Genomic DNA, 24,131 nt, shown 5'->3' on the forward strand with positions numbered 1-24,131 from the left:
TAAAAAAACTTGTGTCGTCACGCCTGTGTTATGTTTGCGTTACCTATTTCCTGATCTGTGAGATGTACATGACCTGGAAAGAGGATCCGCCGCTGTTCACCAGCTCCATGGCCTGGCGGTACTGTCCGACTAGTGACGGGCCACCCGCTCCGAAGTATCCCAGAAGGGACTGGACGAAGGATTTGTCCTGTTCCTGAGCTATGTACTGGATGTCGCAGTCCTGCAGCTTGCTGTTCCTTCGGATCCTGTTGTAGAACTCCTTCTCGGTGCATATCTCGTCGATGAGTCCATTGCTCTTGGCCTGCTCGGCTGTATAGACTCTGCCATCCGCAAGAGCCTTCACCTGATCCACGGTCATGTGCCTTCCCTTGGCCACGACATCCACGAACTGGCTGTATGCATCGTCTATCAGGCTCTGGAATATAGCCTTCTGTTCATCTGTCATAGGGCTGGTCGCAGAGCCCATGGCCTTGTTAGGCCCTGATGTGATGGTCTGGGTCTTGATGCCCAGCTTATCCAGGAGCCCGCTCACGTCGTAGAACGTCCCCATGGTGACGCCTATAGAACCGGTCCAGGCATTCCTGTTGGCGTAGATTCTGTTGCTCGGAGCCGCCACGTAATACCCGCCTGAACATGCCTGGCTCTCCATGTAAGTATACACAGGCCTCCCCGTCTTCTTGTATTCCAGGATCTTCTGGTACAGCTCATCTATGGCGTAGGACTCACCGCCCGGTGTGTTTATCCTCAGGACCAGAGCCTTGTTGTCCCTGTCCTTCTCCAGCTGATCGATGGAGTCCAGCAGGAACGACTGGTCGTAGGTGTTCTCGCTGAAATAGAATCCCGAGCTGTATCCCATGGTACCGTTCACATCCAGGACGGCAATGTAGTCCTTCATGTAGTTTATCTTCTTGTAGCCATTGCTGTCCTTCCCCGGGTCTACAGAAAAGCGCCCTATGAAAAGGCCCCCCAGGAAGAGGAGGAAGCAGAGCAGGAACGCTATCCCTCTGCTTATGAGCTTTGGCTTCTTGCGTGATCTCCCGCCGGTAGCAGGATCACCTGTCGGAGCGGGACCGCCTCCCTCACCTCCGGTGCCCTTTTTTCCGACCGGGATCCACTGCCTTTTTTCCTGGTTCCTTATGCGGCCGTAGACCACCTGGGGCTCCTCGCGGCGTTCCTCGCCGCCGCGGTTCATGTTATCCGAATTGTTGTTTTCCATATCTCTCCCGATCACAGAGCCTTGGTTTCGATCTCTTCCACGAGCTTGGCTATAAAGTCGTCAACGCTCATGGATCCGAGGTCACCTGCCTTTCCGGATCTCACGGACAGAGTTCCGTCCTGAGCCTCCTTCTCACCTATGACGCACATGTAGGAATCCCTGGCGTTTCTGGACTCTCTGATCTTGTATCCGATCTTTTCGTTCCTGTAGTCGGTCTCGACTCTAAGGCCGGCGGCCTCACACTTCTCTCTTACCTGCTCGGCATACTCATCGGAAGCGTCTGTTACGGTCATGAGCTTCACCTGTACAGGCGCCAGCCAGAGCGGGAACTTGCCCGCGAAGTGCTCGGTGAGCATTCCGATGAACCTCTCCACGGAACCCATGATGGCTCTGTGGATCATGATAGGTCTGTGCTTTTCTCCGTCCGGTCCGATGTACGACATGTCGAAGCGCTGAGGCATCTGGAAGTCCAGCTGGATGGTGCCGCACTGCCATGTCCTCCCGAGGGAATCCTCCAGGTGGAAGTCCAGCTTAGGTCCGTAGAATGCACCATCGCCCTCATTTACCACATATTCTTTGCCGATGGACTCGATGGCCACTCTCAAAGCGTCCTCAGCTGCATCCCACTCGGAGATCTCGCCCATAAAGTCGTCCGGACGGGTGGACAGCTCAACGTGATACTTGAAGTTGAACACCTTGTAGAAGCTGTCGATGAGCTGAATGACCTTCACAAGCTCGTCGGTCACCTGGTCAGGCGTCATGTAGATGTGGGCATCGTCCTGGAAAAAGGTCCTTACCCTCATCAGTCCATGAAGCGCTCCGGAGAGTTCGTGTCTGTGCACCTGTCCCATCTCAGCGTATCTGATAGGGAGCTCCCTGTAGGAGTGGGACTTGTTCTTGTACACCAGGATGGAACCAGGGCAGTTCATAGGCTTGATGGCGTACTCCTGATCGTCTATCTCAGTGAAGTACATGTTGTCCTTGTAGTGATCCCAGTGACCTGAAGTCTTCCACAGCTCCTCGTTCAGGATCAGCGGAGTGAGGATCTCCTGATATCCGGCCTTCCAGTGAATCTCCTTCCAGAAGCTCTGCAGCTGGTTCCTGATGATCATGCCCTTAGGAAGGAAGAACGGGAAACCCGGACCTGCCTCGGACACCATAAAGAGCTCCATCTCCTTGCCGATCTTCCTGTGGTCTCTCTTCTTTGCTTCCTCCAGTTTGTCCAGGTAGTCCTTCAGCTCTTCCTGAGTCGGGAAGGATGTTCCGTAGATCCTCTGGAGCATCTTGTTATCGGAATCTCCTCTCCAGTATGCGCCTGCAACGCTCTGAAGCTTGTATGCCTTGATCTGGCCTGTGGACTCCATGTGAGGTCCTGCGCACAGATCCGTGAAGTCACCCTGCTTGTAGAAGGAGATCGTCTCCCCTTCAGGAATGTCTCCTATGAGCTCCACCTTGTACGGCTCATCCCTGTCTTCCATGAACTTGATCGCCTCATCCCTCGAAAGCTCGAATCTCTCGATAGGATATCCGGCCTTGATGATCTTCTTCATCTCCTTGGTGATGGCCTGGAGATCTTCATCCGTGAACTTGTGATCAAGATCGAAGTCATAGTAAAATCCGTTGTCGATGGCGGGGCCGATCGCCAGCTTCGCTTCCGGCCACAGTCTCTTCACGGCCTGAGCCATGATATGAGACGTGGTGTGTCTGTATTTATCTCTATCTTCCTTGTTGGAAAAATCAACCTTTGCCATAATAATCTCCTTAAAATATATATCAAGAGCGCCTTGCGGCGTCCAAAGCCTGCACGGTGAAATTATACCATCTTTATTCTGTCAGTTCCATGAAGTGGCTATTTCCTTCTTGTATATCCGAAGAGCCATCCGCAGACTCCTCCTACGACGACCCCTGCGGCTAGAGATGGCAGCATGCTCTTGTCTCCCAGTACGGCGACCAGTAGTCCTGCGGCGAACCCGATGATCGTGCCTATCTCTGTGAAGTAATACAGAACATCTCCCTTTCCGTCCTTGCCTCCTGTGATCATGGATGACCTCATGGCCTTGACGGAGCTCAGGATGCCCCCGACGACAAGGGCGGCTATGCCGATGATCAGTCCGCTGTTCCCCTTGAGATGGACGGTGCCCATCTGAACGAGTGGGAGCCATACGATGGCGAAAAATATAAATATCAGACCCGGTACGCTTGGTGCCGGCTGTTTTTCTCCTCTTCTTCTCGTGTTGTGGACCCTCTGCAGACTCGGTGTGTCTCTCCTGCCACCCTTATTGCCGTCACCGGCCTTTTTTTTCCTGGCAGTCCCTCCGGAGCCAGCACTCTTCAGCTCGTCCTTGTAATGGTAGTTGCTGTTTTTCTTTCCTGCCATCTTTTTACTCCTTATCCTGCGTGACCCTGCTACACGATCTCGCTCGGTTTGATCTCCACGATCTCATCTGAATCGACAGCCGCCTTGACGAGTCCCTCTACGTCAAGTGCTGATTCCGATTTCTGTATCCTGTCCAGCTTCGGCTTTGTCACCGGATGCTTTGGCAGGAATACCGTACAGCAGTCCTCATAAGGCTGAATGGAAAGGTCGTATGTGCCTATTTCCTTCGCCTTGTCCATAATGTCCACCTTGTCCATCGCGATGAGGGGGCGCATGACCGGCATGTCCACGACGCTGTCTGTCACCACAAGTGCCTCAACAGTCTGGCTTGCCACCTGGCCAAGATCCTCTCCAGTGATCAGCATCATGTTCTTCGTCTTTTTCGCCACTTCCTCGGCTATCCTCATCATGAACCGCCTGACGAGGATAGTCGTCTCGTCCTCAGGGCAGTTCTTTACGATCTCTTCCTGGATAGGGAGAAGGTTTATCACGTGCATGGTGATGGTCCCCATGTACCCGGCTAGAACTCTGCAGAGGTCCTCGACCTTTCTCTGTGCTCTCTTGCTAGTATAAGGATACGAATGGAAGTGGATCGCCTCGATCCTCATCCCGCGCTTGGCCATCATGAACGCAGCCACCGGGCTGTCGATGCCTCCGGACATCAGGATCAGACCTTTTCCATTGGTACCAAGAGGAAGCCCTCCGAAGCCCTTGATCTTGTCTCTGTAGATATATGCAGCCTCTCTTCTCACGTCGACGAAAAGCTTCAGGTCAGGCTCGTGAACGTCCACCCTGATATCCGGTACCCCGGACAGAATGGAGCCTCCCACCATCGCACCGATCTCCGGAGACTGGACGGGAAATGACTTATCTGCCCTCTTGGCCTTGACTTTGAAGGTCCTGATATCTTCTTCTCTTCTAAGATCCCTGACGAAAGCCGCTGCCGCCTCCCCTATGGCGTCCATATCTTTCTCGACGCTGATGGCCGGGCTGACAGTTGCCACTCCGAATACCTTTGAAAGCTTTCTCACCGCATCATCTACCGGAACATCACCGCCGATGCGTACCAGCATCAGTCCGCCGTTCCAGTGGGAGTCATTGTCCCAGCAGGCTATGGCATTTCTGACTCTTTCCAGCAGGACCCTCTCGAAATAAGGCTTGTTCATGCCCTTGAGAGCGACCTCGCCGCATCTCACTATGTACAATCTGCTGTTTTCACTGTTCAAATTCAAATCAAACTCTCCTATCTGAAGCTTCCGAGCCTGCGGAACCTCTCCACGGCCTCTGCGGTCTTCCGGATCACCACATCCATCTCCTGGATGGTATTGAAATGGCTGAAGCTGTACCTTACCGCTCCCTCGATCTCCTTGTGGGACCTTCCCATGGCGGTCAGGACGTGACTGTCTCCCGCGTTGTTGGAATGACAGGCTGACCCCGTCGATACAAAGATCTGGTCCTGCTCAAGCGTATGAAGTATGACTTCTCCTCTCACTCCCTCGAAGGAGATATTGAGGACCGACGGACATCTCCTTCCCGGCTCGTCCAGCGTGGTCCCGGTGACTGACGGCCCGTTCAGCCGGATATCTTTTATCTCCGTCGACAGTCCATTATAAAGGTATTCATTGAGCTCGGAAAGTTTTTTATTATTTTCTTCCAGTTCACCGCACGACATCTCCGCCGCCAGGCCCATGCCAGCGATCCCCGGCACGTTCTCAGTACCGGAGCGAAGCCCTCTTTCCTGTCCGCCTCCGGTGATGAATGGAGGAATGTCTATTCCCTTTTTTATATACAGCGCACCGATCCCCTTCGGTCCGTGGAACTTGTGTCCGCTTATTGAGATGAGGTCGAAGTCCTCACGTCTCAGGTCGATCTTGCCAAATGCCTGAACAGCATCCGTATGAAAAAGGATCTTCTGGCCGTGTTTTTCCGCGAATGCACGCGTCATCGCGCAGGCATCCTTCACCGGCTGGATGGCTCCTGTCTCGTTGTTCACGGTCATCATGGATACCAGAACGGTGCTCTCGTCGAGCTCGTCTCTTAGCTGATCAAGATCAGCGACCCCGTTCTTGTCCACGCCTATTTCTGCGACATCCCAGCCATCCTCTCTGAGCCTCATGGCAGTCTGGATGACGGCAGGATGTTCAACGGCTGTGATAATGATTTTGTTCCCCCGCCTCCGAAGCTTCCTCGTACCGGACATGAGCGCCATGTTGTCGCTCTCCGTTCCGCAGGACGTGATCACCACTTTTCCACCTGTTGGAAAACATGATCCGAGCTGAGACGCGGCTTTGCGAAGTATTTCCGATCCGTCGAACCCCAGTTCATGAAGTGAGCTCGGGTTTCCGAAGTGATTTCTCGCTATGTCTGCCATCAGATCTGTGACCTGATCGTACTGTCTGGTGGTGGAACTGTTATCAAGGTAGATCATCAGATGATTTTCCTTCCTTCCCTTGTAAACAAAAAGCCCTCCCGCACTTAGGAGAGCTTGTGAATGGCCTATTTTGCGTAGTCAACCGCTCTAGTCTCCCTGATGACATTGACCTTGATGTGACCAGGATACTCCAGCTCGGACTCGATCTTCTTTGCAACATCCCTTGCCAGCATCGGTACTTCGTTGTCTTTGACCTGATTTGGCTTGACGATGATCCTGATCTCACGTCCTGCCTGGATGGCGTAGGATCTTTCAACGCCCTTCGTGGAGTTGGCGATCTCTTCCAGAGTCTCCAGACGCTTGATGTAGGACTCGAGAGTCTCTCTCCTGGCGCCAGGTCTGGCGGCACTAAGGGCATCAGCTGCAGAAACGAGCACGGCTTCCATAGTGGTGGCTTCCACATCTCCGTGATGAGCCTCTACGGCGTTGATCACCTTCCATGGCTCCTTGTACTTCTTGCAGATGTTAACTCCTATCTCGACGTGAGTACCTTCGACCTCGTGGTCTATGGACTTTCCTATATCGTGTAGAAGTCCTGCCCTCTTGGCAAGGCGGGTATCGAATCCAAGCTCGCTGGCCATGATGCCTGCAAGTTGTGATACCTCGACTGAATGCATGAGCACGTTCTGTCCGTACGAAGTCCTGTATTTCAGACGTCCAAGCAGCTTTACAAGCTCTGGGTTCAGGTTGTGTACTCCTGTCTCGAAGCAGGCCTTCTCGCCCTCCTCCTTGATGATGTTGTTCACTTCCTTCGTCGACTTCTGGACCATCTCCTCGATCCTGGCCGGATGGATACGTCCATCAACGATGAGCTTCTCGAGCGTAAGTTTGGCTATCTCCCTCCTGATAGGATCGAAGCCTGAAAGTATGACAGCCTCAGGTGTATCATCGATGATCAAATCTACACCGGTGAGGGTCTCTATTGCTCTGATGTTTCTTCCCTCACGTCCGATGATCCTTCCCTTCATGTCGTCGTTCGGGAGCTGAACGACGGAGACGGTGGATTCTGCCACCTGGTCGGCAGCGCATCTCTGAATGGCAAGCGTGATTATGTTCTTTGCTCTCTTGTCTGCCTCCTCCTTGGCCTCTGCCTCCACCTGAGCGATCATTGCGGAAGCATCCTTGCGGACATCCTTCTCTATCTCCTCCAGCAGAAGGTGCCTGGCCTCTTCCCTGGAGTATCCCGAGATCTTCTCAAGTTCGGCCACCTGCTTCTGCAGGTATTCATCTATCTCCTTGTGCTTTTCGTTCATCGAGTGCTCTTTCTTGGTGAGCTCCTGCTCCCTGCGCTCGATGCCGCTGAGCTTGCGGTCGATGTTTTCTTCTTTTCCCTGAATTCTCTTTTCGGTCTTGTTTATCTCGTTTCTTCTGTCACGGATCTCCCTCTCAACATCGGATCTCAGCTTGTGAGCCTCCTCCTTTGCTTCCAGGATCTTCTCCTTTTTTACATTTTCCGCTGAATTCTCAGCGTCCAGCAGGATATTCTGGGCCTTCTGCTCAGCACTTCCGATCTCTTTCTCACCGATGGATTTGCGCAGCAGATATCCCACGAACAGACCAACTACGAGAGCAACAAGTCCGGCAATAATTGCAGATATTGTCATCTTGTTCTCCTTTTCTGATTCTATATATTATCCGACCTAACCACCTTAACGGGTAAACAACAGGTCAAAACAGACTATAGTCATACGGACCCGTTATGTTCAACTCCGCTGAATTCATGTGAATACACGGTGATTAAATTGCATAAATAAACCAATTAATTATACGTTATCCCGCCGTTTACGTCAATAAAACGAATAGCCCCAACTGTAAGCGTGATAACTATCGTACGGCACTCGACCACATATCGAAACGCAGAAAAAAAGCGCCACACAAATGTGCAGCGCTCTCTTTGATTGTCTGTTCAACAGTATAAGACAAATGTCTTATTTTGCTGTCTCCAGCTCATCCAGCTTGCCGCTGAAGATCCACATGATAACTCCGAATGCGATTACGATCGCGCCGGTGATACCATAGCCCTTTGCGAATGCAACTGTGTTCAGGTATGCGTATACACGTGGATAGATCTGCTGAGCCAGGAATACTGCGATAGGCCAGAAGCCCAGGAGCAGACCCAGAACCTTAGCAGGTGCCAGCTTGTTGATGAAGGAGTTGCCCAGAGGGGAGAATACCATCTCACCAACGGACATCAGCAGGGATACCAGGAAGATCCACAGGCAGGATGTTCCCTCTCTCTGACCACCGGCAAGGTTGTATGCCAGTACCATTACCAGGTAGGAAACTCCAACCAGGATGGTTCCGAAACCAGTCTTCTTGAACATGGACAGGTCCTTGCCCTTTGCTGCCAGCTTGTTCCATACAACGGCCAGAACTGGTCCCAGAATGATGCAAACCAGAGCGTTCATGGAGTCGAAGTAAGAAGTAGGGATCAGCTTACCGAACAGGTGCCAGTCGGCGATATTCTGGAAGTCGCTTCCATCGCCCCAGCCAAATACGTAGTAAGCAGGCATGTATGCCATGTACCATACCATCCAGAATACACCGGAGAACAGTGTTACCAGGATGATAGCGAAGACTCTCTTCTTGTCTCCGGAAGTGAGCGGCTGATTTGCTGCCTCTCTCTTCTCCTCAGAAACGAACTCTCTCTGATCCTTCTTGAAAGGCGCCTTACCAGCATCTCCCAGTGTTGCTCTTCCTCCGATGACGAACAGCAGCGCATCGATGAACAGCAGGATGCCGCAGAGTCCGAATACTCCCTGGAAGCTCATCGTAGGGTTGTCGCCTACTGCCATTACGGCGATGAATGTCGTTCCGATGAATGAACCGATGTTAACGAAGGAATACTGGATGGAGAAGGCTGCGTTCAGCTCATCAGGATCGGAGAAGAGCTGTCCGTTGATTCCGGAAAGATTTCCTTTGAACAGTCCTGTTCCGACAGATACCAGAATGATCATTACCCAAACCATTCCAAGTCCTGAAGCTTTCCATGCAACCAGGTATCCGATTCCCATGAGGATCATACCAAGGGCTACGCAAAGTCTTGGGCTTACAAAGTGGTCAGCGATATATCCACCGATGATAGGTGTGATATATGTCCATGCTACGAACTGTGCGGACATTGTCGCTCCGGCAACGCTCGTGGAACCGAGACCACCTGCAGATACATCAGTTGCCAGCCAGATGGCAAGCAGATACTTTACAGTATAGAATGCCATACGCTCGAATGTGAATCCGAGGGCGCAGATGTAAAAGCCTAATGGTCTGCCCTTTTTAGCTGTTTGTTCCATTCTCTTTTACCTCCTAAGTAAAAAAAAGATTTAGTGATAATTCCTCAGGGGAACGGCACTGCACCATCGGTCCTGTTACAAAACCAGCCCGGGTAATTCAACCGGTTCCATTTCCAGCCGGAATGCGTTTCCTGTAACTTACAAATTACTCCCCCTATTACCGTGAAGATGTTATCACATACATTTCACAAAGTCAATTAAAAAACACATGCTTTTACACAAGGTATAAGTCATGCGTTTTGTGTATAGTCACAGTTTTTATTGTGGTTATTGAATGTTATTTTATAATTTTAAAGATAATCGGCGAATTGTACTGATGGCGGAACATGAACGATATGTGAATTTTCGACCGTCGTCTAAACCGCATACTCCGCACATGCAGCCATGATTTTTTTCTTACCACTCCTCATCATACAGCCTGGCCCTTATCTCCCTCGCTATACGCCTGAAGTTCTCCGCGATGTAAGTATCCTGTTTTGCCACGATGGGGATCCCCATCGCCCCCGCAGCTCTGATGTTCTGATCCTCCAGGACAGCTCCAAGGCTCTCGCACCGCAATGCCTCATCTACCGTCCTGTAGTCGAGTTCCAGCTTTTTCTCTTCCAGATCCCGGATGACTCTGTTCAGTATATATCCCCTGGACATTACCTGGTTTTCCAGCATCACTTCCTCCGCAGCCTGGGCGGCCCTGAGGGAAGGCCAGTCCGGAGTGAGGACCACAATGCCTCCGTCAGATACGCTGGCACACGTAGACAATATCTCCCCTGCACCCGGAGGACAGTCCAGGATTATCCAGTCGTATTTGTATTTCAGCACTTCCACAAGTTTTCCAAGTGTTTCCTTTCGCAGCCACTGCACAGATTCTGTCTGAGCTCCCGGTATCAGCTGAAGCCCGCTGAGATGAGGAGCCGTAAGAATACCCCTGTCCGTGCTGCACACGCCGGTGAGAATGTCCCTGATATCGAACAGCGCATAATTCTCCACACCGAGATAAAGGTCCAGGCACCGGGCGTTAGGGCTCATGTCGATCAGGATGGTCTTCTCCCCCTGGATCTGCCAGGTCAGTCCCAGATTGCACGCAATGGTGGACTTTCCCGTTCCCCCTTTACCTGAAGCTATCATTACAACGCTGCTCAAAATCTACTCCTGACTGCCTGCATCGACGCAGATCCTTCTCAAAGAAATAACGTATTGCATATTTTAATATATTTTTCGGCTGATTCACAGTCTGTAATTATCTCATGTTATCTGCAACGAATACCAGCGGCCGTTATCCCTCTCCGCTGTCCTCGAGATATCCCTGCTCCTTCATGCTGAAATATCCCGACTCGGCTATGATGATATGATCGAGCAGCCTTATGCCGACCAGTTCTGCTGCGGTTTTGATCCTGGCCGTGCCTGCAATATCCTCCGCGCTGGGATCCGGGCTTCCACTCGGGTGATTGTGGACCAGTATTATCCCCGCCGCACTTCTCCTTATTGCCGGATTCAGCACCTCTCTGGGGTTCAGTGCGGTGCTGTCCAGAGCACCTATGGAGATCGTAAGTCTCGATTCCACCTGGCACCTGTTGTTTATGATGAGCTCGATGAGATGCTCCCTCTTTTCGTAGCGCAGCGTCTCACGCAGGAGATGGTATACCTCTCTGGGATTGCAAGCTGAATCCCGGCTCTTTCCTATCTCCTCTCTGCTCCGCCTCATGAGCTCCATGGCAGCTACCACCGCACAGGCCTTAGTCTTACCCACGCCGTCGATGAACATCAGCTCGCTGGGTTCTACGTTGTAGAGATCTCCTGACGACTCCGCGGAAAAGGAGATTATGTCTTCTGCGAGCTGTACGGCCGATTTTTCCCTGCTTCCAGTGCGTATCAGAAGAGCGATGAGCTCAGCGGTACTGAGGGCTCCCTTTCCGTAATACATCATCTTCTCCTGAGGCCTCTCCTCCGGCGGCAGCGATTTGATCTGCATGGCTGTTCTCCTTTCAGGGACTCACAGCCGGATTATATACAATAAAAACTCCGGGCCGCAAACACCCGGAGCACACTCTGTTACATAAATGTGACAAAGTTATCTCTTCTTTTTCTTTTTCTTAGCCTGACCGCCGCCCGAGGACTTTTTGTCCTGTCCCCCTCCGGCATATCCGTCAGGCACCTGGTAGTTGCCTCTCTGAAGGATCGTCAATGTCTTCAGAGTGAGCATGGTAAGCACGATGAGTGTCGCAGATACGATCTTGTCCAGGTAATAGTTCCCGAGATACGCCTCATTGGCGACCTGAAGGATCATCAGTACTATCTGCACCAGAAGCCACAGCCGCAGCCTGGCGCAGTACATCATCACTACCTTGTGCATCTTTCCCCTCGGCACTGTGGTCGCATACTTCACGTCATACAGAACACACAGGATCACCTGGATCACTGCCAGCGCCACAAGACCGAAGACCAGCTTCCTGTCGCTAAACCCTGTGGCTGACGATATAGAATCGTGAAAAAGCATGGCGAGATACATAAAAAAAACGATGTACGTATAAGTTCTGACCTTTGCCAGGGCTCTCTTTCCTTCGCCCATCCCCGGTTCCCCTTTCTGTGGAAAAAAATGTTATTTTCTGCGTTCCTCTGCCAGGCGCACTATGGCGTCAGTGACATCAGGTATAGTCATGTGAGAGGTGTCGATCTCCACGGCATCCTCGGCCTTCGACAGTGGATTCAACTCCCTGTGTGTGTCCTGGTAGTCCCTCTGACATATGTCCTGATACACCATCTCCAGCGTGACACCGACGGCCTTTCCCTTTTCCTGGAGCTCCCTGAACCGTCTTTGAGCCCTCACCATCGGATCCGCCGTGAGGAATATCTTCAATTCAGCATCCTTGATAACATTTGTACCGATGTCCCTGCCGTCCATGACCACGTCCGAGGTCTCAGACATGATCCGCTGAAGGTCGCCGAGCTTCTTCCTTACGCATGGGATCCTGGAAAAAGAAGATGCGGCTTTCGATACCTCAGGCGTGCGGATGGACCCGCTGACGTCCCGACCGTCCAGAAGTATGCGGCCGTCGCTGAATTCGATCCTCGTATGACCCAGTACTCTTTCCACTCCGTCCAGATCCTCCGGATTCACGCCCTCTTCGGTCAGCTTCAGTCCGATAGCTCTGTACATGGCGCCCGTATCAACATACTCAAGGCCGAGCCTGGCGGCGACGATCTTTGAGATCGTGCTCTTTCCGGCGCCACCCGGACCGTCGATGGCTATGCGAAATCTTGACTTACTCATATTACTGCTGCTTTCATTCTTTTTCCCGGGTTTCCTTTTCGCCTGTTTTTTCACCAGGCTTGTCACTCGGGTCAGACAGGACTACCTCTCCTGTCTCCGTATCCTCTGACTCAATAATGTACTTCTCGTGCTTTTTCTTGCCGGTATTCTCGGCCTGGAGCAGCTTGTTGATCTCCTGCACGAAGGTGTCAACATCTGTGAACCTGTGGTATACAGACGCAAATCGCACATATGCTACCTGATCGATCTCGCGGAGCCTGTCCATGATAAGTGCGCCGATCATCTCGGAATCGATCTCCTTTTCCATGGTGTTGTTCAGACCACGCTCTATGTCGTCTGCGATCTTGACCACATCGTCATAGGTCACCTTTGTCTTCTCGCAGGACTTCATTATGCCGTTTATTATCTTGTTCCTGTCGAAGCTCTCTTTTCTGCCGTCCTTCTTGACCACCACAAGAAGAGTGTCCTCTATCTTCTCAAATGTGGTAAAGCGCTTGTGGCATTTCTCGCACTCTCTTCTTCTCCTCGTGGCAAACCCACCCTCAACGGGTCTTGAATCCACTACTTTCGTATCCGGGAAGTTGCAAAATGGGCACTTCATCTAAGCAGTCTCCTGTTCTTGCGAATTATTTAGCTACGCTCTTCTTCATAACTTTAGTCATCACCTTGTCGTAGAGCATGGAATCGTACAGGTTGTTGTCCTCTGCATACTCCTCGATGGTGGAGCCGGTGGCCTGCTTGAACTCATCCTTGCTGTATCCGGCGGTCTTCAGGAGATCGTCCAGATAATCATTGTACTCCTTGGACGTGATGGAGATATCGTACTTGTCGGCGAGGGCGTTGAGCACCAGTTCCTGCTTCACCATGTTCTTCGCCGCCGTCTTTGCCTGGGCCTTGAACTGTTTTACGGTCATGCCGGTAGAGCTCTTGATGTACTTCGAGAATGTGGTGTCGTTGGACTTTGCCGCCTTTTTGTATGACTCAATGATCTTGTTGTACCTGTCGTCAAGCTCCTTCTCAGGGTATTTCTTCACCTTGCTGGTGCTGAGGATGGTGGAGAACACCTGCTGCTTGTCGGTCTCCTCTGCCTGCTGATCCGCCTTTTTCTGCAACTGCTTTCTTATGGCCGCCTCATACTCCTCTGTCGTGTCGTACTTTGTGTTCTTCTTTACAAAAGCATCGTTGTACTCAGGAGTCTCCTTCACGGTCAAGCTGTTGATCGTGATGGTGAACGTTGCGGTCTTCCCCGCGACAGCAGAATCACTGTAGTCTGACGGGAAGGTGAGATCCACGTCGTACTTGTCTCCAACGTTGTGCCCCACGATCGAATCCGCGAACCCGTCGATGAAGTTGTTGTCCGCAATGCTGATCTCAACATTCTTTGCAGAACCGCCGCTGAACTTCTTGCCGTCGATCTTTCCCACGTAGTCTATGTTGACAGTGGAGTCACTGGCAACTGTACCTTCCTTGACCTTCTTGGTCTTCACAGCGGCCGCTATGTCCTGGTCGATCTGGCTCTGTACGTCGCTGTCGGAGACTTGGGCCTCCGTCTTCTCGTATTCTATACCGCTGGTCTTCCCCAGCTTGATGTACTCGCTCAGATCATAATTGTAATCTTTCGGCACCTTCGCGCCGCCACAGGAACTGAGCATCAGCATCATCAACGCCGCAACGGAAAGAGTCAGGACTTTTATCGTTGTTTTTCTTTTCATAAGACTTGCTCCTCTGTCAAATAACAATCCCGTGTATTCTAGCACAAAAAAGCGCTTCCTTTCAATGGCAGAGGGTCGATGTACACCCAGTGTTCACCTTCGGGCTATATTTCACATTATCCAGCGCTTTTCAGCACATTCATTACATTTCCGCGTCTCCGATCTTTGACCGAAACGACATATTCGATTGGTATTATAACGGTGCCAAGAGGAAGTGACCCATAAACAAAACTTACTCTAGATTGTTCTTTCTAAACTTAAAGTAATCGTAGTAAATGGGAAAAAAGATCCGGTTCGTCCGGGTCTTTTTCCTTTTTTGCCTTACAGCCATCCGCTAATCGCCTTCCGATCTCCGGTGAAAAAAAACACCGGTAAGGAACGTGCCCTGCCGGTGAATTTTCTTATTTACCAGGATGTCCGTGTTTACTGGCCTGTATCTCATCAGCCTTCCTGAGCGCATCCTCGATTTTCTTCCGCTTAGCCTCTTCGTTTTTCATGGAAAAGAACCATCCCGCGACCGCCACAAGAGCGACGATGCCAGCGGCAATGGCTATATAGCCAACATGACTTACGAAGTATTCCATGACTAGTTAATGGCTGCCTTTGCAGTCTCGCAGAGCTTTGCGAATCCCTCTGCATCATAGATAGCCATCTCTGAGAGCATCTTCCTGTTGATCTCGATGCCGGACTTCTTCAGACCGTTCATCAGGCGGCTGTAGGAGATGCCGTTAGCTCTTGCCCCGGCGTTGATCCTTGCGATCCACAGCCTTCTGTACTCTCTCTTCTTGTTCTTACGTCCGATGAACGCAGATCTCAGGCTGCGCATCACTGCAGGGTTAGCTGCTCTGAAAGTGTTGCTCTTTCTTCCGTAGAATCCCTTTGCCTGCTTGATTACCTTCTTGTGCTTCTTGTGAGCGTTAACGCCCTTCTTTACTCTTGCCATATCTAACTACCTCCCTGATTACTTACCCATTGATCTCAGCATGCGCTTTGTATCTGCGCTGGTCAGGATCGAAGACTTCCTCAGTCCTCTCTTCCTCTTAGGCGACTTCTTGGTCAGAATATGGCTCTTGTATGCCTTGTTCCTCTTGATCTTTCCGGAACCTGTCAGCTTCATTCTCTTGCATGCGCCTCTGTGAGACTTCATCTTGTTCTTAGCCATTGGAACTCCCTCCTGTAAATTCTCTGCTACTTCTTTGGGGCCAGAAACATCGTCAGGCTTCTTCCCTCGAACTTTGGCTTCTTGTCTACCACTCCAACTTCGGCCACCTCTTCTGCGAATCTGTTCATCACATCGTAGCCCTTTGAAGTGTAGTCCCTTTCACGTCCTCTGAACCTGAGGCTCACCTTGACCTTGTCACCCTCTTTGAGAAACTTGGCAGCGGTCTTGGCCTTCACCTGGATATCGTGCTCCTCGATGAAGGTACTGAGCCTGATCTCCTTGATCTGCATGGTCTTCTGGTTCTTTTTAGCAATTTTGTCCTTCTTCTGCAGCTCGTAACGGTATTTACCGTAGTCGAGGATCTTGCATACCGGCGGCTCAGCATTCGGAGACACATTTACCAGATCCAGTTTTGCATCCTCAGCCATCTGAAGCGCATCCCTGGTGTCCATGACTCCACGCATCTCCCCGTTCTCGTCGATCACTCTGACCTGCCTGGCGCGAATAGCACCGTTTATCTGTCTTTCCTTGCTAATTTTTCTTACCTCCAACAAATAAAAAGCGGATACACGAAGTATCCGCACTATAAGTCAGGGACTATAGAACCCTATCAACGTAAGTCGGTAAGGTGAGAAGCGGATGACTTCTGCTTTGACCGTAATATGATACATCGTACAGGTGCCGCGGTCAAGCCCTGAATTACATAAATGCAACAACTATCCAGAGAATTATCACCGCACTCACTGCTTCACCAATTACCGTTCCGATCCGCCTGTCCTCGTTTTCAAACGACATCGAACGGATGACCGCAAAATGCGATCCCTCTGTCATGATTTCCGGATGGGCAAGCCTGTCGCTGAGTCCGTGGACGAAGTTCAGAGAATGCCTGTCGCACCAGTCTCCCACGGCGTTGAGCGCCACGGATATACAGTTGAAAAGCGCCTTCAGCGGTTTCCTGTAGAACCAGTCGAAGTCGATGGTAAACTCGTCGTGAGGCTTCATCTTCTTCAGATACAGGAAGAACGGTACAGACCCGCCCACGAAAATCGCCACATACTCCATGACATGTGCCATGGTGAACGGATCGTAACTCGTCTGATACTGTGTGAACCTGTAGAGCGTCCTCGGGATCAGTCCGAATATCACAGAGACTGCGGTCCCGGTGATCATGGCAAGGTCCATGGATATTGATCTGGTCCTCACCTGCTTCACGTCCAGGTCAGACGGACCAAAGAACACGAACCAGTTGATCTTTAGCGTGATCGACAGGAGAGTTCCCACTCCTGCTGCGGTTATGAACAAGGCCGGTATCCTGTATCCGCCCTGGGCAAGAGATTCCATTATGAGGCCCTTGCTGGCAAATCCACTGGAAAACGGCATCCCCGCGATAGCGAGAGACGCTATCAGGAAGCACATTGAAGTCACGGGCATCTTCCGCCACAGACCGCCGAGTTCCGTGATCTTCCTTTTCCCGGTGCAGTACACGATCGAGCCGGTACACATGAGGAGGACGCCCTTGAACATTATATTCGCCACCGCGTGTGCCGAGGCCCCGTCTATGCCCATTGTGCTCCCTGTACCGAGAGAAGCCACCATCATCCCAAGCTGGCTGACGATGTGATAACACAGGAGCCTGCCAATATCGTTTTCCATTATCGCCATGCAGGCGGCGTATATAGCCATGAAACAGCCGACCCAGATCAGCATCTCCGTTCCGGCCATGAATCTTATCAGGGCGTATATGGCTGCCTTTGTGGTAAAAGATCCGAGATATGCCGTCCCGCTCATAGATGCTACAGAATACGCGTCCGTCAGCCATGAGTTCATAGGCGGTATAGCTGCGTTGATCCCCAGCCCTATGAGTATGAGCCAGAAGCTGGCATCATGAGGACCCTGTGCCAGGTTCCGGATAGCCATGCCGTTGTGGTATACGTTCAGAAGGAGTCCCACAAGGAGAGTGTTTCCTCCGAGAGCGTGGATCAGCATGTACCTGAACGCCGCCCTGCTCGATTCCCTGGTGTGCCTCGCGTATATGAGAAATGTGGATGCTATTGCAGAAGCCTCCCAGAAGACGATGAAGCTGATGCAGTCCCCGGCCAGGACGACCGACATGGCGCTGCCCGCGTACATGGTGGCGATCGCCGCCTCTCCCTTATCAGTCAGCCTGTATGAGTAGATAGACAGAATGATGGATATTATGCAGAAGGCGAACAGGAATGCCATTGAGAGGTTGTCGACCTTCAGGAGCTCTACGGAAAAATCGTCTGTTATGTGATACGTGAGGTTTGCGGATCTAGACAGTGTCAGTCCCGCGGCAGCTGCGCAGACTGCGGCGATAATGGAAAGTGGGCCTTTGGCCTTCTGCGGCATGATGAAGATGAGTATGCCGAAAGCCATCATTATCAGCCCCGGATGCAGTACATTATTCATCATCATCCTCCTTTCCCGTAGAGCTTTCCTCTTCGTCTCCGTACAGATACTCCGCCGCTCCCGGCAGGAAGTAGTCGGTCTTTCTGACTCTCACGTAATCGATGTTCTTCAGCATTTCCGCCTCGTCCCGTCTCTCGCCGGCCTCGTAGTAGTCCTTGTCCTTTCTCATGAAGGAGCTCATGACGATCTTGCTGAGAACTATCAGGCAGGCTGCACTCAGGAAGGCTATGGCAAAATATTCGAAAAATTCCTTCATATCCCAACTCCTATAGTTCCGAAGATCTGGTGGCCGGCAGATACAGCCATGCTGTACAGATGGAGCCCTGCATCAGGCGCCACTCCCAGGATGAAAACGACCGCAGTAGTTACAACTATCGGCACCAGCATCGGAAGAGAAGCCTCTCCCCTTTCCTGGAATTCCATATTGATAACGTCCCTCTTGAAAGCCGTGAATACCACCGGAAGAAGGTATGCCAGTGCAAGGACGCCGCTGGCGATATAAGTTGCAGCATAGAGTGGAGACTGAACGGACACCGCTCCCATCACAAGATTTCCTTTGCTGACAAAGCCCACGAAAAGAGGGAACCCGGCCACCGCCACCGAGGCGATGGTGAAACACGTCATGGTCACCGGCATCCTGCGACCGATCCCCACCATCTCAGAGATATTCTTTTTTCCCGTGGTCACATACACCGCACCGGCGCACATGAACAGGGTTATCTTCATAAAGGCGTGAGCAACGATATGGTAAAGCCCTCCGACCGCTCCGAACGGGGAAAGCATGGAGACCCCCAGCACGATATAGGAAAGCTGTCCGATCGTGGAGAAGGCCAGCCTCGCCTTCAGATTATCCTTCCTCAGGGCTATGAACGAGGATATCCAGATCGTGGCCACCGCAAAATACGATAGTATCTCCGCTCCGCCGCATGCCCTCGCGGCATCAGGACCGAACACGAAAAACACCACTCTTATCGTTGCGAACGCTCCTGCTTTTACTACCGCGACCGCGTGGAGCAGCGCACTGACAGGCGTCGGTGCCACCATCGCTGCTGGCAGCCAGCTGTGGAAAGGCATGACTCCTGCCTTTACCATCCCTGCCCCCACCATGAGGAAAAAAAGCGTCAGCATGGCTGGTCCCGGCAGCAGATCAGGCGAGACGAAACCTCCCGCCTTGAACTCAAGCGTCCCGGTGAGAACGTAGAGGATGACTATCCCGGCAAAGAAAAGCTGTCCGCTGATAAGCGTGTACGCAAGGTATTTTCTTCCTGATCTCCTGCCCTCCTCGTCTCTGTAGTGGACCACCAATGGATAGGTCGCCACCGTCAGGATCTCGAAAAAGATGAAGAACGTAAGGAGATTGGAAGCGAAGCACAGCCCCATTACCGCCGAGATGCACATGGCGAAGGCCGCATAGTAGCCCGTCTGATGCTTCTCGTGGTGCCCGCGCATGTACCCCACGGAATAGAGCGACGTGAGGATCCAAAGTGTGGAAGATACGCAGGCGAACACCATTCCGGCGGCATCCGGTGAAAAGCTCAGATCTACTCCCTCTGCTATCTGGAAGAGAGATACTCTCATGTTCTCTCCGGCCAGGACGTGAGGCACAAGGGATATCACTATGGCACAGTTGAATATCGCAGCAATGAAGGTAATTGCCTCCCTGACGTTCTGCCGCACATGATCTCCCATGACGAAGATCAGCCCGGAGGCCGCCATTGTTACGAAAACCGCCATTACCGGACGGAGGCCGGGATTTTCAAGAAACCAGTTCATCATGATCCCACCTCCATCACAGTCGGCATCAGCACATTGACTATCGGCACGTTGAACACTCCTATGAGGATGATCGCAAGGAAGCAGACTACGATAGCCAGCACCATATTCCACGGTACCTCCTGTGCAACCTCTGACGGTATCCTGTCCGGCAGCTCCTTGTCCCGAGCCATGAACATCTTCTCAAAAAGCTTGAAGAAATAAACAGCGTTGAGAAGCGAACTGATCACCAGCACGAACAGGTACACCAGATGATGGCTGCCGGCGGCACCCATTCCTATGTACCACTTGCTGAAAAATCCTCCCAGCGGTGGAATGCCCACCATGGAAAGGGCCGCCACCACCATGAGTCCTGAGGTCAGCGGCATTTTCTTATAAATATACCCAAGATCCTCCATCTTCATGGAACCGTATTTCTGTCTTATCGCACCCGTGCCAAAGAAAAGTCCGCTCTTCATGAAGGCATGAGCCAGCATATGGAGAAATCCTCCCACTATCCCCACAGGCGAACCTGTGGCGAAGCCAAGGGTTATGTACCCGATCTGAGCGACGCTTGAATAGGCAAGCATCTTCCTGAGGTCTGTCTGAGCCATTGCCCTGACAGAGCCGTATATTATTCCGCAGCAGGAGAAGATCCCCACGATCAGGAGAAACTCGTCCATGAACCTGAACTCACTGCCGTATATGCAGAATATGTACCTGAACATCGCATATGCAGGTATCTTTCCCATCACGCCTGCTATCAGCGGCCTGGATCCCGCATTCGCGTGGGCGTAGGCCGAAGGCTGCCACCCGTTGAACGGGAACAGTGCCATCTTGACACCGAAGGCGGCGATGATGAATACGAGCGCCACCGCCTGGGCTTCCGTGCTGACGCCTCTTGAGAGCATGTAGTGCATGTCCTCCATGTTCAGGGTCCCGGTCTGAGAATAGAGGATGCCCACTCCCAGCAGATAAAAGGTTGCAGCTATGGTGCCCACCAGCATATATCTGAAGGCCGCCACGATGCCTCTGCTGCCGCCCAGCGCTATCAGGCAATAGCCTGACAATGAAGTTATCTCCAGGAAGACATAGAGGTTGAACATGTCTCCCGTGGATGTCATCCCCACCATTCCAACTATCAACAGCGCGAGCATGGTGTATGCGCCGGAATTCTTGACTTTTCCTCCGTCTCTGACCTCAAAGCTCATGCTGAACAGCAGTGTGATGAAACCAATGATCAGGATCATCACTATGATCACTGCACTTATAGCGTCGATCCTGAATTCGATCCCGTAGGGGATCTTGTATTTTCCGAAAACGTAACTGACAGTTCCGTGGTCTATCACGTCTTTCAGTTGTATGACCGACAGCACCAGAGATGCTGCCACAGATGCTATTACCACGTCTCTTCCCAGGCGCCAGTGGATCAGCGAAAGGGCCATGCAGAGAAGTGCCGCGCTGAGGGGCAACAGCACAATTAATACAGGTATGTTGCTCATCAGAACTTGTTCTCCCCCTTGATGATGTCGTCCTCTTCAATAGAACCGTATTTTTCCTTGATCCTGGTGAGCAGTGCCAGCCCAACTCCCGTCGTGCCCAGGGATACCACGATGGCCGTGAGCATGAGCCCGTGAGGCAGAGGATTAATGTAGTGTCTTGCTCCCATGAGTCCTGTGACCTGCACAGGTATAGTTCCGCCGTTTTTCTGTCCGAAGCACAGGAAAAAGAATATCACCGCCACCTGCATGATGTTCATGCAGATCAGCTTCTTCATGTAGTTCTTGCAGGTGATCATCCCGTATATACCCAGCACGAGCAGGAATGCCGTCAGAAAATATATTCCCTTATCAGCCAGGAAAACGGATATACCGGACATGTTATTTGTCATCATCGAACCTCGCTCTCTCGTGTATGGCGTTCAGGATGGTGATGATCGTCGCCATTACGCCGATGGTCACTCCGACCTCCACCATCAGTATGCCCGTGGAATGCTTTTCCTCAAAGCTCATGGAAAACGGCAGCTTTCCGTATTCCAGGAATACACCACCCCCAACAAGAGTGAGTATCCCGGTGAGTGTGTAGATAAACGTCCCGGCGCCTGCCAGCGCAACGGATCTTTCCTTCGGGAGCCTGATCAGCGATATCGTCCCAGGTGAGACCATCGTATCGATAATGTATACCATTCCTATGAGAGCACCTGCCTGAAATCCTCCTCCCAGGCTCACCTCTCCATGGAACAGAACATATACAGCATATATGAGGATAAGCGGCTCTATGATCTTTATCATCACGTCCTTGTTTATGGATTGATATGCGGGCGCACCGAGGTGCTCCCTGTTTTCCGTGAATTTGCGCGGCTTGATGATCCTTGCCTTCGGATCAGGTCTGCTGGCGAGCAGTATCACCACCCCGAGGCCGGCGAGGAACATTACCGTAGTCTCCAGCATGGTATCGAAAGCCCTGTAATCCACGATCACAGCCGTAACGTAATTAGGTGAGTTTGTATCCTTCACTGCGTGCTCGATATAGTAGTCGGACGTCCTCGTATGGGCTGGAGCGTCCGGATCTCCTATGGAAGGAAGAAAATCGAACCGGGCGAATGCTGCGGCCAGAACTATTGCGATGATAACTACAGGGATCGCATTCTTTATTTTCTTTGCCATCACTTGCACCTCCTGTCGATGTTCCTCAGTGAGATCACGAAGTAGATGGTGGAGATCACGCCGATGACCGCTTCAGTGAAGGCAACGTCAGGGGCACCCATCACTATATAGAGGAACATGGTGATAAAGCTGAACGCGCAGTATGTGACGACTGCTGCCAGCAGGTCTTTATCGAAGATGACCACCAGCGTGATAGCGATGAGCGCCATCAGCAGAACGGCTTCCAATATCAGCGAATGCATGGCTCCTCCCTTCCGTCATTCTCTTCATCGTCCTCTTTATCGTCATTGTCATTTTCATCTTCATCTGATCCCACGTTTCCACCATTCCCGGATACGGCATCCGTCGGATACTGATCTGCCGGTTCCTGTTCGTTATAGTCCAGGAAATCCTTTTTCCTCACCGCCGCCAGCATGATCATATTCGTTCCCAGAGGATTAGCGATCAGAAGTATCAAAAAGACTATCAGTATTTTCAGAGACATAAGCGTAAGACCTGTCATGAACATCATTCCGATGGTCATGAGCATGGCGCCAAGAGTCTCACCGATACCAGAGGCATGCAGCCTGCTGTAAAAATCCGGAAATATCACAACACCAAAGGCAGATATGATCAAAAATACGGTGCCTGCGCTGATGAAGATCACAGCTGCAACATGTGACGGGCTCATCTTCTGCCTCCTATGTATTTTGCGAGAATAACGGTCGTGACAAAGCCGAGTATGCTGTAGCTCAGGGCGATGTCGATGTACATGGCCATTCTGCCGTCTATGAAACCGAAAATCAGGATCATGAAGACGATATTGGTATTCATCACGAACATGGAGTTCATCTTATCGTAGACCAGTTTGCCTGAAAGCATGAAAACCAGCATGGCGATCACCACGCACACCAGCGCTATCAGGATCCACGAGAAAAAATGTGTCATCATCTTGTCATCCTCCTGATACTGTATTCACTTCTTCTGTATTTTTTCCTCACCAGCTGTATCCTTCTCTCCCTCTCTCTCTGCTCGAGTGACTCTTCCTGGATGTTCACCACTCTGTAGTCGATGGTCTCCCTGAAAACGTCTGCCACCTTTCTCTGCATGCTTCCCTCCAGCAGCCCCTCAGCCGCACTGTCGGTCAGAGCGTGGACAGTGTAGATGCCGTTATCGTAAATGTCCATGGTAACGGTGCCCGGCGTCAGGGTTATGGAGTTGGCCAGCAGAGCCCTTGCGGCGGGGTTGTCGTAATCCGCCTTGAACCAGATTATCTTCTGTTCGATAGCGCTCCGGTCGGAGAAGATCACCTTAGCCACGTCAAGAGAACTTATAATTATCTGACCCATGAGCCAGATAAAATATGAAATGAATTTGATAACGTTGATGTGGAGAAGAAAATATCTGTTTTCGGACTTGAGCCCGTCCATTGTCAGAGAATTCAGGCAGAAATAAGAGATGACGATGCTGGAACCGATACCGAACACCAGAAACTTCACCTCGTGAAATATCTGTGACATCACAAACCACATAACGGACAGGATAATAAACAACTCAAGCCAGTTCAGAAAAGGATTTGACTTTAACCTCTTGTCAGAAAAAAACTTATTCATCTCGCTATTCCAGTCAGTTGCGGGACAATAACGGTCAATGAGTTTTCGGCGGATCATCACAATCCGTCAAGATCAAATTTGCTAAAAATCACAAAAATTCATCAGTTTGATTATACACTAACTCATATGCCAACAAAAGATTTATCCGCTCCTGGTTTTTCTTTGTTTTACATGCACGATTGTCTGAATAATATCATTCGTAGACAAAATATTGATCACGGTGATATACTGAGACAGT

General features: G+C 51.3%; 27 protein-coding genes. All 27 read right to left on the minus strand.

Annotated features, from left to right (window positions below; genetic code table 11):
• Positions 1–43 precede the first annotated feature (43 nt).
• Complete coding sequence (gene sppA / locus BQ7382_RS04945) at positions 44–1,216, minus strand: signal peptide peptidase SppA (protein ID WP_077391004.1); 1,173 nt, start codon at positions 1,214–1,216, stop codon at positions 44–46.
• An 11-nt stretch (positions 1,217–1,227) separates the two neighbouring features.
• Positions 1,228–2,967 carry a threonine--tRNA ligase gene (gene thrS / locus BQ7382_RS04950; RefSeq protein WP_077391005.1) on the minus strand — a complete coding sequence of 580 codons (1,740 nt, stop codon included), beginning with the start codon at positions 2,965–2,967 and terminating at the stop codon, positions 1,228–1,230.
• Positions 2,968–3,065: 98 nt separating this feature from the next.
• A complete protein-coding gene (locus tag BQ7382_RS04955; protein WP_077391006.1) occupies positions 3,066–3,593 on the minus strand; it encodes a hypothetical protein in 528 nt (175 codons plus the stop codon).
• 29 nt (positions 3,594–3,622) lie between these two features.
• On the minus strand, positions 3,623–4,825 hold the full coding sequence (gene thiI / locus BQ7382_RS04960) for a tRNA uracil 4-sulfurtransferase ThiI (RefSeq protein WP_331465914.1): 1,203 nt from the start codon (positions 4,823–4,825) through the stop codon (positions 3,623–3,625).
• Between the two features lie 11 nt (positions 4,826–4,836).
• Complete coding sequence (locus BQ7382_RS04965; RefSeq protein ID WP_077391008.1) at positions 4,837–6,021, minus strand: cysteine desulfurase family protein; 1,185 nt, start codon at positions 6,019–6,021, stop codon at positions 4,837–4,839.
• A 68-nt stretch (positions 6,022–6,089) separates the two neighbouring features.
• On the minus strand, positions 6,090–7,628 hold the full coding sequence (rny, locus tag BQ7382_RS04970) for a ribonuclease Y (protein WP_077391009.1): 1,539 nt from the start codon (positions 7,626–7,628) through the stop codon (positions 6,090–6,092).
• A gap of 324 nt (positions 7,629–7,952) precedes the next feature.
• Positions 7,953–9,314 (minus strand): peptide MFS transporter, encoded by a 1,362-nt coding sequence (locus BQ7382_RS04975; protein ID WP_077391010.1) that lies wholly within the window; start codon positions 9,312–9,314, stop codon positions 7,953–7,955.
• A gap of 396 nt (positions 9,315–9,710) precedes the next feature.
• Positions 9,711–10,451 (minus strand): P-loop NTPase, encoded by a 741-nt coding sequence (locus BQ7382_RS04980; protein ID WP_144082084.1) that lies wholly within the window; start codon positions 10,449–10,451, stop codon positions 9,711–9,713.
• A gap of 133 nt (positions 10,452–10,584) precedes the next feature.
• A complete protein-coding gene (gene radC, locus BQ7382_RS04985) occupies positions 10,585–11,280 on the minus strand; it encodes a RadC family protein (protein WP_077391012.1) in 696 nt (231 codons plus the stop codon).
• A 99-nt stretch (positions 11,281–11,379) separates the two neighbouring features.
• Positions 11,380–11,877 carry a hypothetical protein gene (locus BQ7382_RS04990; RefSeq protein WP_077391013.1) on the minus strand — a complete coding sequence of 166 codons (498 nt, stop codon included), beginning with the start codon at positions 11,875–11,877 and terminating at the stop codon, positions 11,380–11,382.
• A gap of 30 nt (positions 11,878–11,907) precedes the next feature.
• Positions 11,908–12,579, minus strand: coding sequence for a (d)CMP kinase (gene cmk, locus BQ7382_RS04995; RefSeq protein ID WP_077391014.1), 672 nt, complete (start codon positions 12,577–12,579; stop codon positions 11,908–11,910).
• A 13-nt stretch (positions 12,580–12,592) separates the two neighbouring features.
• A complete protein-coding gene (gene nrdR / locus BQ7382_RS05000; protein WP_077391015.1) occupies positions 12,593–13,180 on the minus strand; it encodes a transcriptional regulator NrdR in 588 nt (195 codons plus the stop codon).
• A 25-nt stretch (positions 13,181–13,205) separates the two neighbouring features.
• Complete coding sequence (tig, locus tag BQ7382_RS05005; RefSeq protein WP_077391016.1) at positions 13,206–14,291, minus strand: trigger factor; 1,086 nt, start codon at positions 14,289–14,291, stop codon at positions 13,206–13,208.
• Positions 14,292–14,692: 401 nt separating this feature from the next.
• Positions 14,693–14,875 (minus strand): hypothetical protein, encoded by a 183-nt coding sequence (locus BQ7382_RS05010; protein ID WP_077391017.1) that lies wholly within the window; start codon positions 14,873–14,875, stop codon positions 14,693–14,695.
• Between the two features lie 2 nt (positions 14,876–14,877).
• Positions 14,878–15,234, minus strand: coding sequence for a 50S ribosomal protein L20 (gene rplT, locus BQ7382_RS05015; protein ID WP_077391018.1), 357 nt, complete (start codon positions 15,232–15,234; stop codon positions 14,878–14,880).
• 18 nt (positions 15,235–15,252) lie between these two features.
• Positions 15,253–15,453: a 50S ribosomal protein L35 gene (gene rpmI / locus BQ7382_RS05020; protein WP_077391019.1), complete on the minus strand. Its 201-nt coding sequence runs from the start codon at positions 15,451–15,453 to the stop codon at positions 15,253–15,255.
• A gap of 26 nt (positions 15,454–15,479) precedes the next feature.
• Positions 15,480–16,004, minus strand: coding sequence for a translation initiation factor IF-3 (gene infC, locus BQ7382_RS05025; RefSeq protein ID WP_077391020.1), 525 nt, complete (start codon positions 16,002–16,004; stop codon positions 15,480–15,482).
• 148 nt (positions 16,005–16,152) lie between these two features.
• Positions 16,153–17,883 (minus strand): proton-conducting transporter transmembrane domain-containing protein, encoded by a 1,731-nt coding sequence (locus tag BQ7382_RS05030; RefSeq protein WP_159437231.1) that lies wholly within the window; start codon positions 17,881–17,883, stop codon positions 16,153–16,155.
• A complete protein-coding gene (locus BQ7382_RS05035; RefSeq protein ID WP_077391022.1) occupies positions 17,876–18,139 on the minus strand; it encodes a hypothetical protein in 264 nt (87 codons plus the stop codon). The genes BQ7382_RS05030 and BQ7382_RS05035 overlap by 8 nt, the downstream gene beginning before the upstream one ends.
• Positions 18,136–19,659, minus strand: coding sequence for a monovalent cation/H+ antiporter subunit D family protein (locus BQ7382_RS05040; RefSeq protein WP_235847948.1), 1,524 nt, complete (start codon positions 19,657–19,659; stop codon positions 18,136–18,138). The genes BQ7382_RS05035 and BQ7382_RS05040 overlap by 4 nt, the downstream gene beginning before the upstream one ends.
• Positions 19,656–21,137, minus strand: a complete 1,482-nt coding sequence (locus tag BQ7382_RS05045) for a complex I subunit 5 family protein (RefSeq protein WP_077391023.1) — start codon at positions 21,135–21,137, stop codon at positions 19,656–19,658. Before BQ7382_RS05045 ends, BQ7382_RS05040 begins: the two co-directional genes overlap by 4 nt.
• Positions 21,137–21,529 (minus strand): sodium:proton antiporter, encoded by a 393-nt coding sequence (locus BQ7382_RS05050; protein ID WP_235847949.1) that lies wholly within the window; start codon positions 21,527–21,529, stop codon positions 21,137–21,139. Before BQ7382_RS05050 ends, BQ7382_RS05045 begins: the two co-directional genes overlap by 1 nt.
• Positions 21,516–22,301: a hydrogen gas-evolving membrane-bound hydrogenase subunit E gene (gene mbhE / locus BQ7382_RS05055; RefSeq protein ID WP_077391024.1), complete on the minus strand. Its 786-nt coding sequence runs from the start codon at positions 22,299–22,301 to the stop codon at positions 21,516–21,518. The genes BQ7382_RS05050 and mbhE overlap by 14 nt, the downstream gene beginning before the upstream one ends.
• On the minus strand, positions 22,301–22,543 hold the full coding sequence (locus tag BQ7382_RS05060) for a Na(+)/H(+) antiporter subunit B (protein WP_077391025.1): 243 nt from the start codon (positions 22,541–22,543) through the stop codon (positions 22,301–22,303). Before BQ7382_RS05060 ends, mbhE begins: the two co-directional genes overlap by 1 nt.
• On the minus strand, positions 22,531–22,971 hold the full coding sequence (locus BQ7382_RS05065) for a cation:proton antiporter (protein WP_077391026.1): 441 nt from the start codon (positions 22,969–22,971) through the stop codon (positions 22,531–22,533). Before BQ7382_RS05065 ends, BQ7382_RS05060 begins: the two co-directional genes overlap by 13 nt.
• Positions 22,968–23,231: a monovalent cation/H+ antiporter complex subunit F gene (locus BQ7382_RS05070; RefSeq protein WP_235847950.1), complete on the minus strand. Its 264-nt coding sequence runs from the start codon at positions 23,229–23,231 to the stop codon at positions 22,968–22,970. Before BQ7382_RS05070 ends, BQ7382_RS05065 begins: the two co-directional genes overlap by 4 nt.
• Positions 23,228–23,950 (minus strand): Na+/H+ antiporter subunit E, encoded by a 723-nt coding sequence (locus BQ7382_RS05075; RefSeq protein ID WP_077391027.1) that lies wholly within the window; start codon positions 23,948–23,950, stop codon positions 23,228–23,230. Before BQ7382_RS05075 ends, BQ7382_RS05070 begins: the two co-directional genes overlap by 4 nt.
• Between the last annotated feature and the right edge of the window lie 181 nt (positions 23,951–24,131).

It is taken from the genome of Mobilibacterium timonense (genome assembly GCF_900155555.1).
GTDB lineage: Bacteria > Bacillota > Clostridia > Peptostreptococcales > Anaerovoracaceae > Allobaileyella > Allobaileyella timonense.

Excerpts from the sequence above, each read along its gene's own strand:
- sppA (WP_077391004.1), bottom strand. The coding sequence starts at position 1,216 with ATGGAAAACAACAATTCGGATAACATGAACCGCGGCGGCGAGGAACGC.
- thrS (WP_077391005.1), bottom strand. The coding sequence starts at position 2,967 with ATGGCAAAGGTTGATTTTTCCAACAAGGAAGATAGAGATAAATACAGA.
- BQ7382_RS04955 (WP_077391006.1), bottom strand. The coding sequence starts at position 3,593 with ATGGCAGGAAAGAAAAACAGCAACTACCATTACAAGGACGAGCTGAAG.
- BQ7382_RS04965 (WP_077391008.1), bottom strand. The coding sequence starts at position 6,021 with ATGATCTACCTTGATAACAGTTCCACCACCAGACAGTACGATCAGGTC.
- rny (WP_077391009.1), bottom strand. The coding sequence starts at position 7,628 with ATGACAATATCTGCAATTATTGCCGGACTTGTTGCTCTCGTAGTTGGT.
- BQ7382_RS04975 (WP_077391010.1), bottom strand. The coding sequence starts at position 9,314 with ATGGAACAAACAGCTAAAAAGGGCAGACCATTAGGCTTTTACATCTGC.
- radC (WP_077391012.1), bottom strand. The coding sequence starts at position 11,280 with ATGCAGATCAAATCGCTGCCGCCGGAGGAGAGGCCTCAGGAGAAGATG.
- BQ7382_RS04990 (WP_077391013.1), bottom strand. The coding sequence starts at position 11,877 with ATGGGCGAAGGAAAGAGAGCCCTGGCAAAGGTCAGAACTTATACGTAC.
- cmk (WP_077391014.1), bottom strand. The coding sequence starts at position 12,579 with ATGAGTAAGTCAAGATTTCGCATAGCCATCGACGGTCCGGGTGGCGCC.
- nrdR (WP_077391015.1), bottom strand. The coding sequence starts at position 13,180 with ATGAAGTGCCCATTTTGCAACTTCCCGGATACGAAAGTAGTGGATTCA.
- tig (WP_077391016.1), bottom strand. The coding sequence starts at position 14,291 with ATGAAAAGAAAAACAACGATAAAAGTCCTGACTCTTTCCGTTGCGGCG.
- BQ7382_RS05010 (WP_077391017.1), bottom strand. The coding sequence starts at position 14,875 with ATGGAATACTTCGTAAGTCATGTTGGCTATATAGCCATTGCCGCTGGC.
- rplT (WP_077391018.1), bottom strand. The coding sequence starts at position 15,234 with ATGGCAAGAGTAAAGAAGGGCGTTAACGCTCACAAGAAGCACAAGAAG.
- rpmI (WP_077391019.1), bottom strand. The coding sequence starts at position 15,453 with ATGGCTAAGAACAAGATGAAGTCTCACAGAGGCGCATGCAAGAGAATG.
- BQ7382_RS05030 (WP_159437231.1), bottom strand. The coding sequence starts at position 17,883 with ATGAATAATGTACTGCATCCGGGGCTGATAATGATGGCTTTCGGCATA.
- BQ7382_RS05035 (WP_077391022.1), bottom strand. The coding sequence starts at position 18,139 with ATGAAGGAATTTTTCGAATATTTTGCCATAGCCTTCCTGAGTGCAGCC.
- BQ7382_RS05040 (WP_235847948.1), bottom strand. The coding sequence starts at position 19,659 with ATGATGAACTGGTTTCTTGAAAATCCCGGCCTCCGTCCGGTAATGGCG.
- BQ7382_RS05045 (WP_077391023.1), bottom strand. The coding sequence starts at position 21,137 with ATGAGCAACATACCTGTATTAATTGTGCTGTTGCCCCTCAGCGCGGCA.
- BQ7382_RS05050 (WP_235847949.1), bottom strand. The coding sequence starts at position 21,529 with ATGATGACAAATAACATGTCCGGTATATCCGTTTTCCTGGCTGATAAG.
- mbhE (WP_077391024.1), bottom strand. The coding sequence starts at position 22,301 with ATGGCAAAGAAAATAAAGAATGCGATCCCTGTAGTTATCATCGCAATA.
- BQ7382_RS05060 (WP_077391025.1), bottom strand. The coding sequence starts at position 22,543 with ATGCATTCGCTGATATTGGAAGCCGTTCTGCTGATGGCGCTCATCGCT.
- BQ7382_RS05065 (WP_077391026.1), bottom strand. The coding sequence starts at position 22,971 with ATGAGCCCGTCACATGTTGCAGCTGTGATCTTCATCAGCGCAGGCACC.
- BQ7382_RS05070 (WP_235847950.1), bottom strand. The coding sequence starts at position 23,231 with ATGATGACACATTTTTTCTCGTGGATCCTGATAGCGCTGGTGTGCGTG.
- BQ7382_RS05075 (WP_077391027.1), bottom strand. The coding sequence starts at position 23,950 with ATGATCCGCCGAAAACTCATTGACCGTTATTGTCCCGCAACTGACTGG.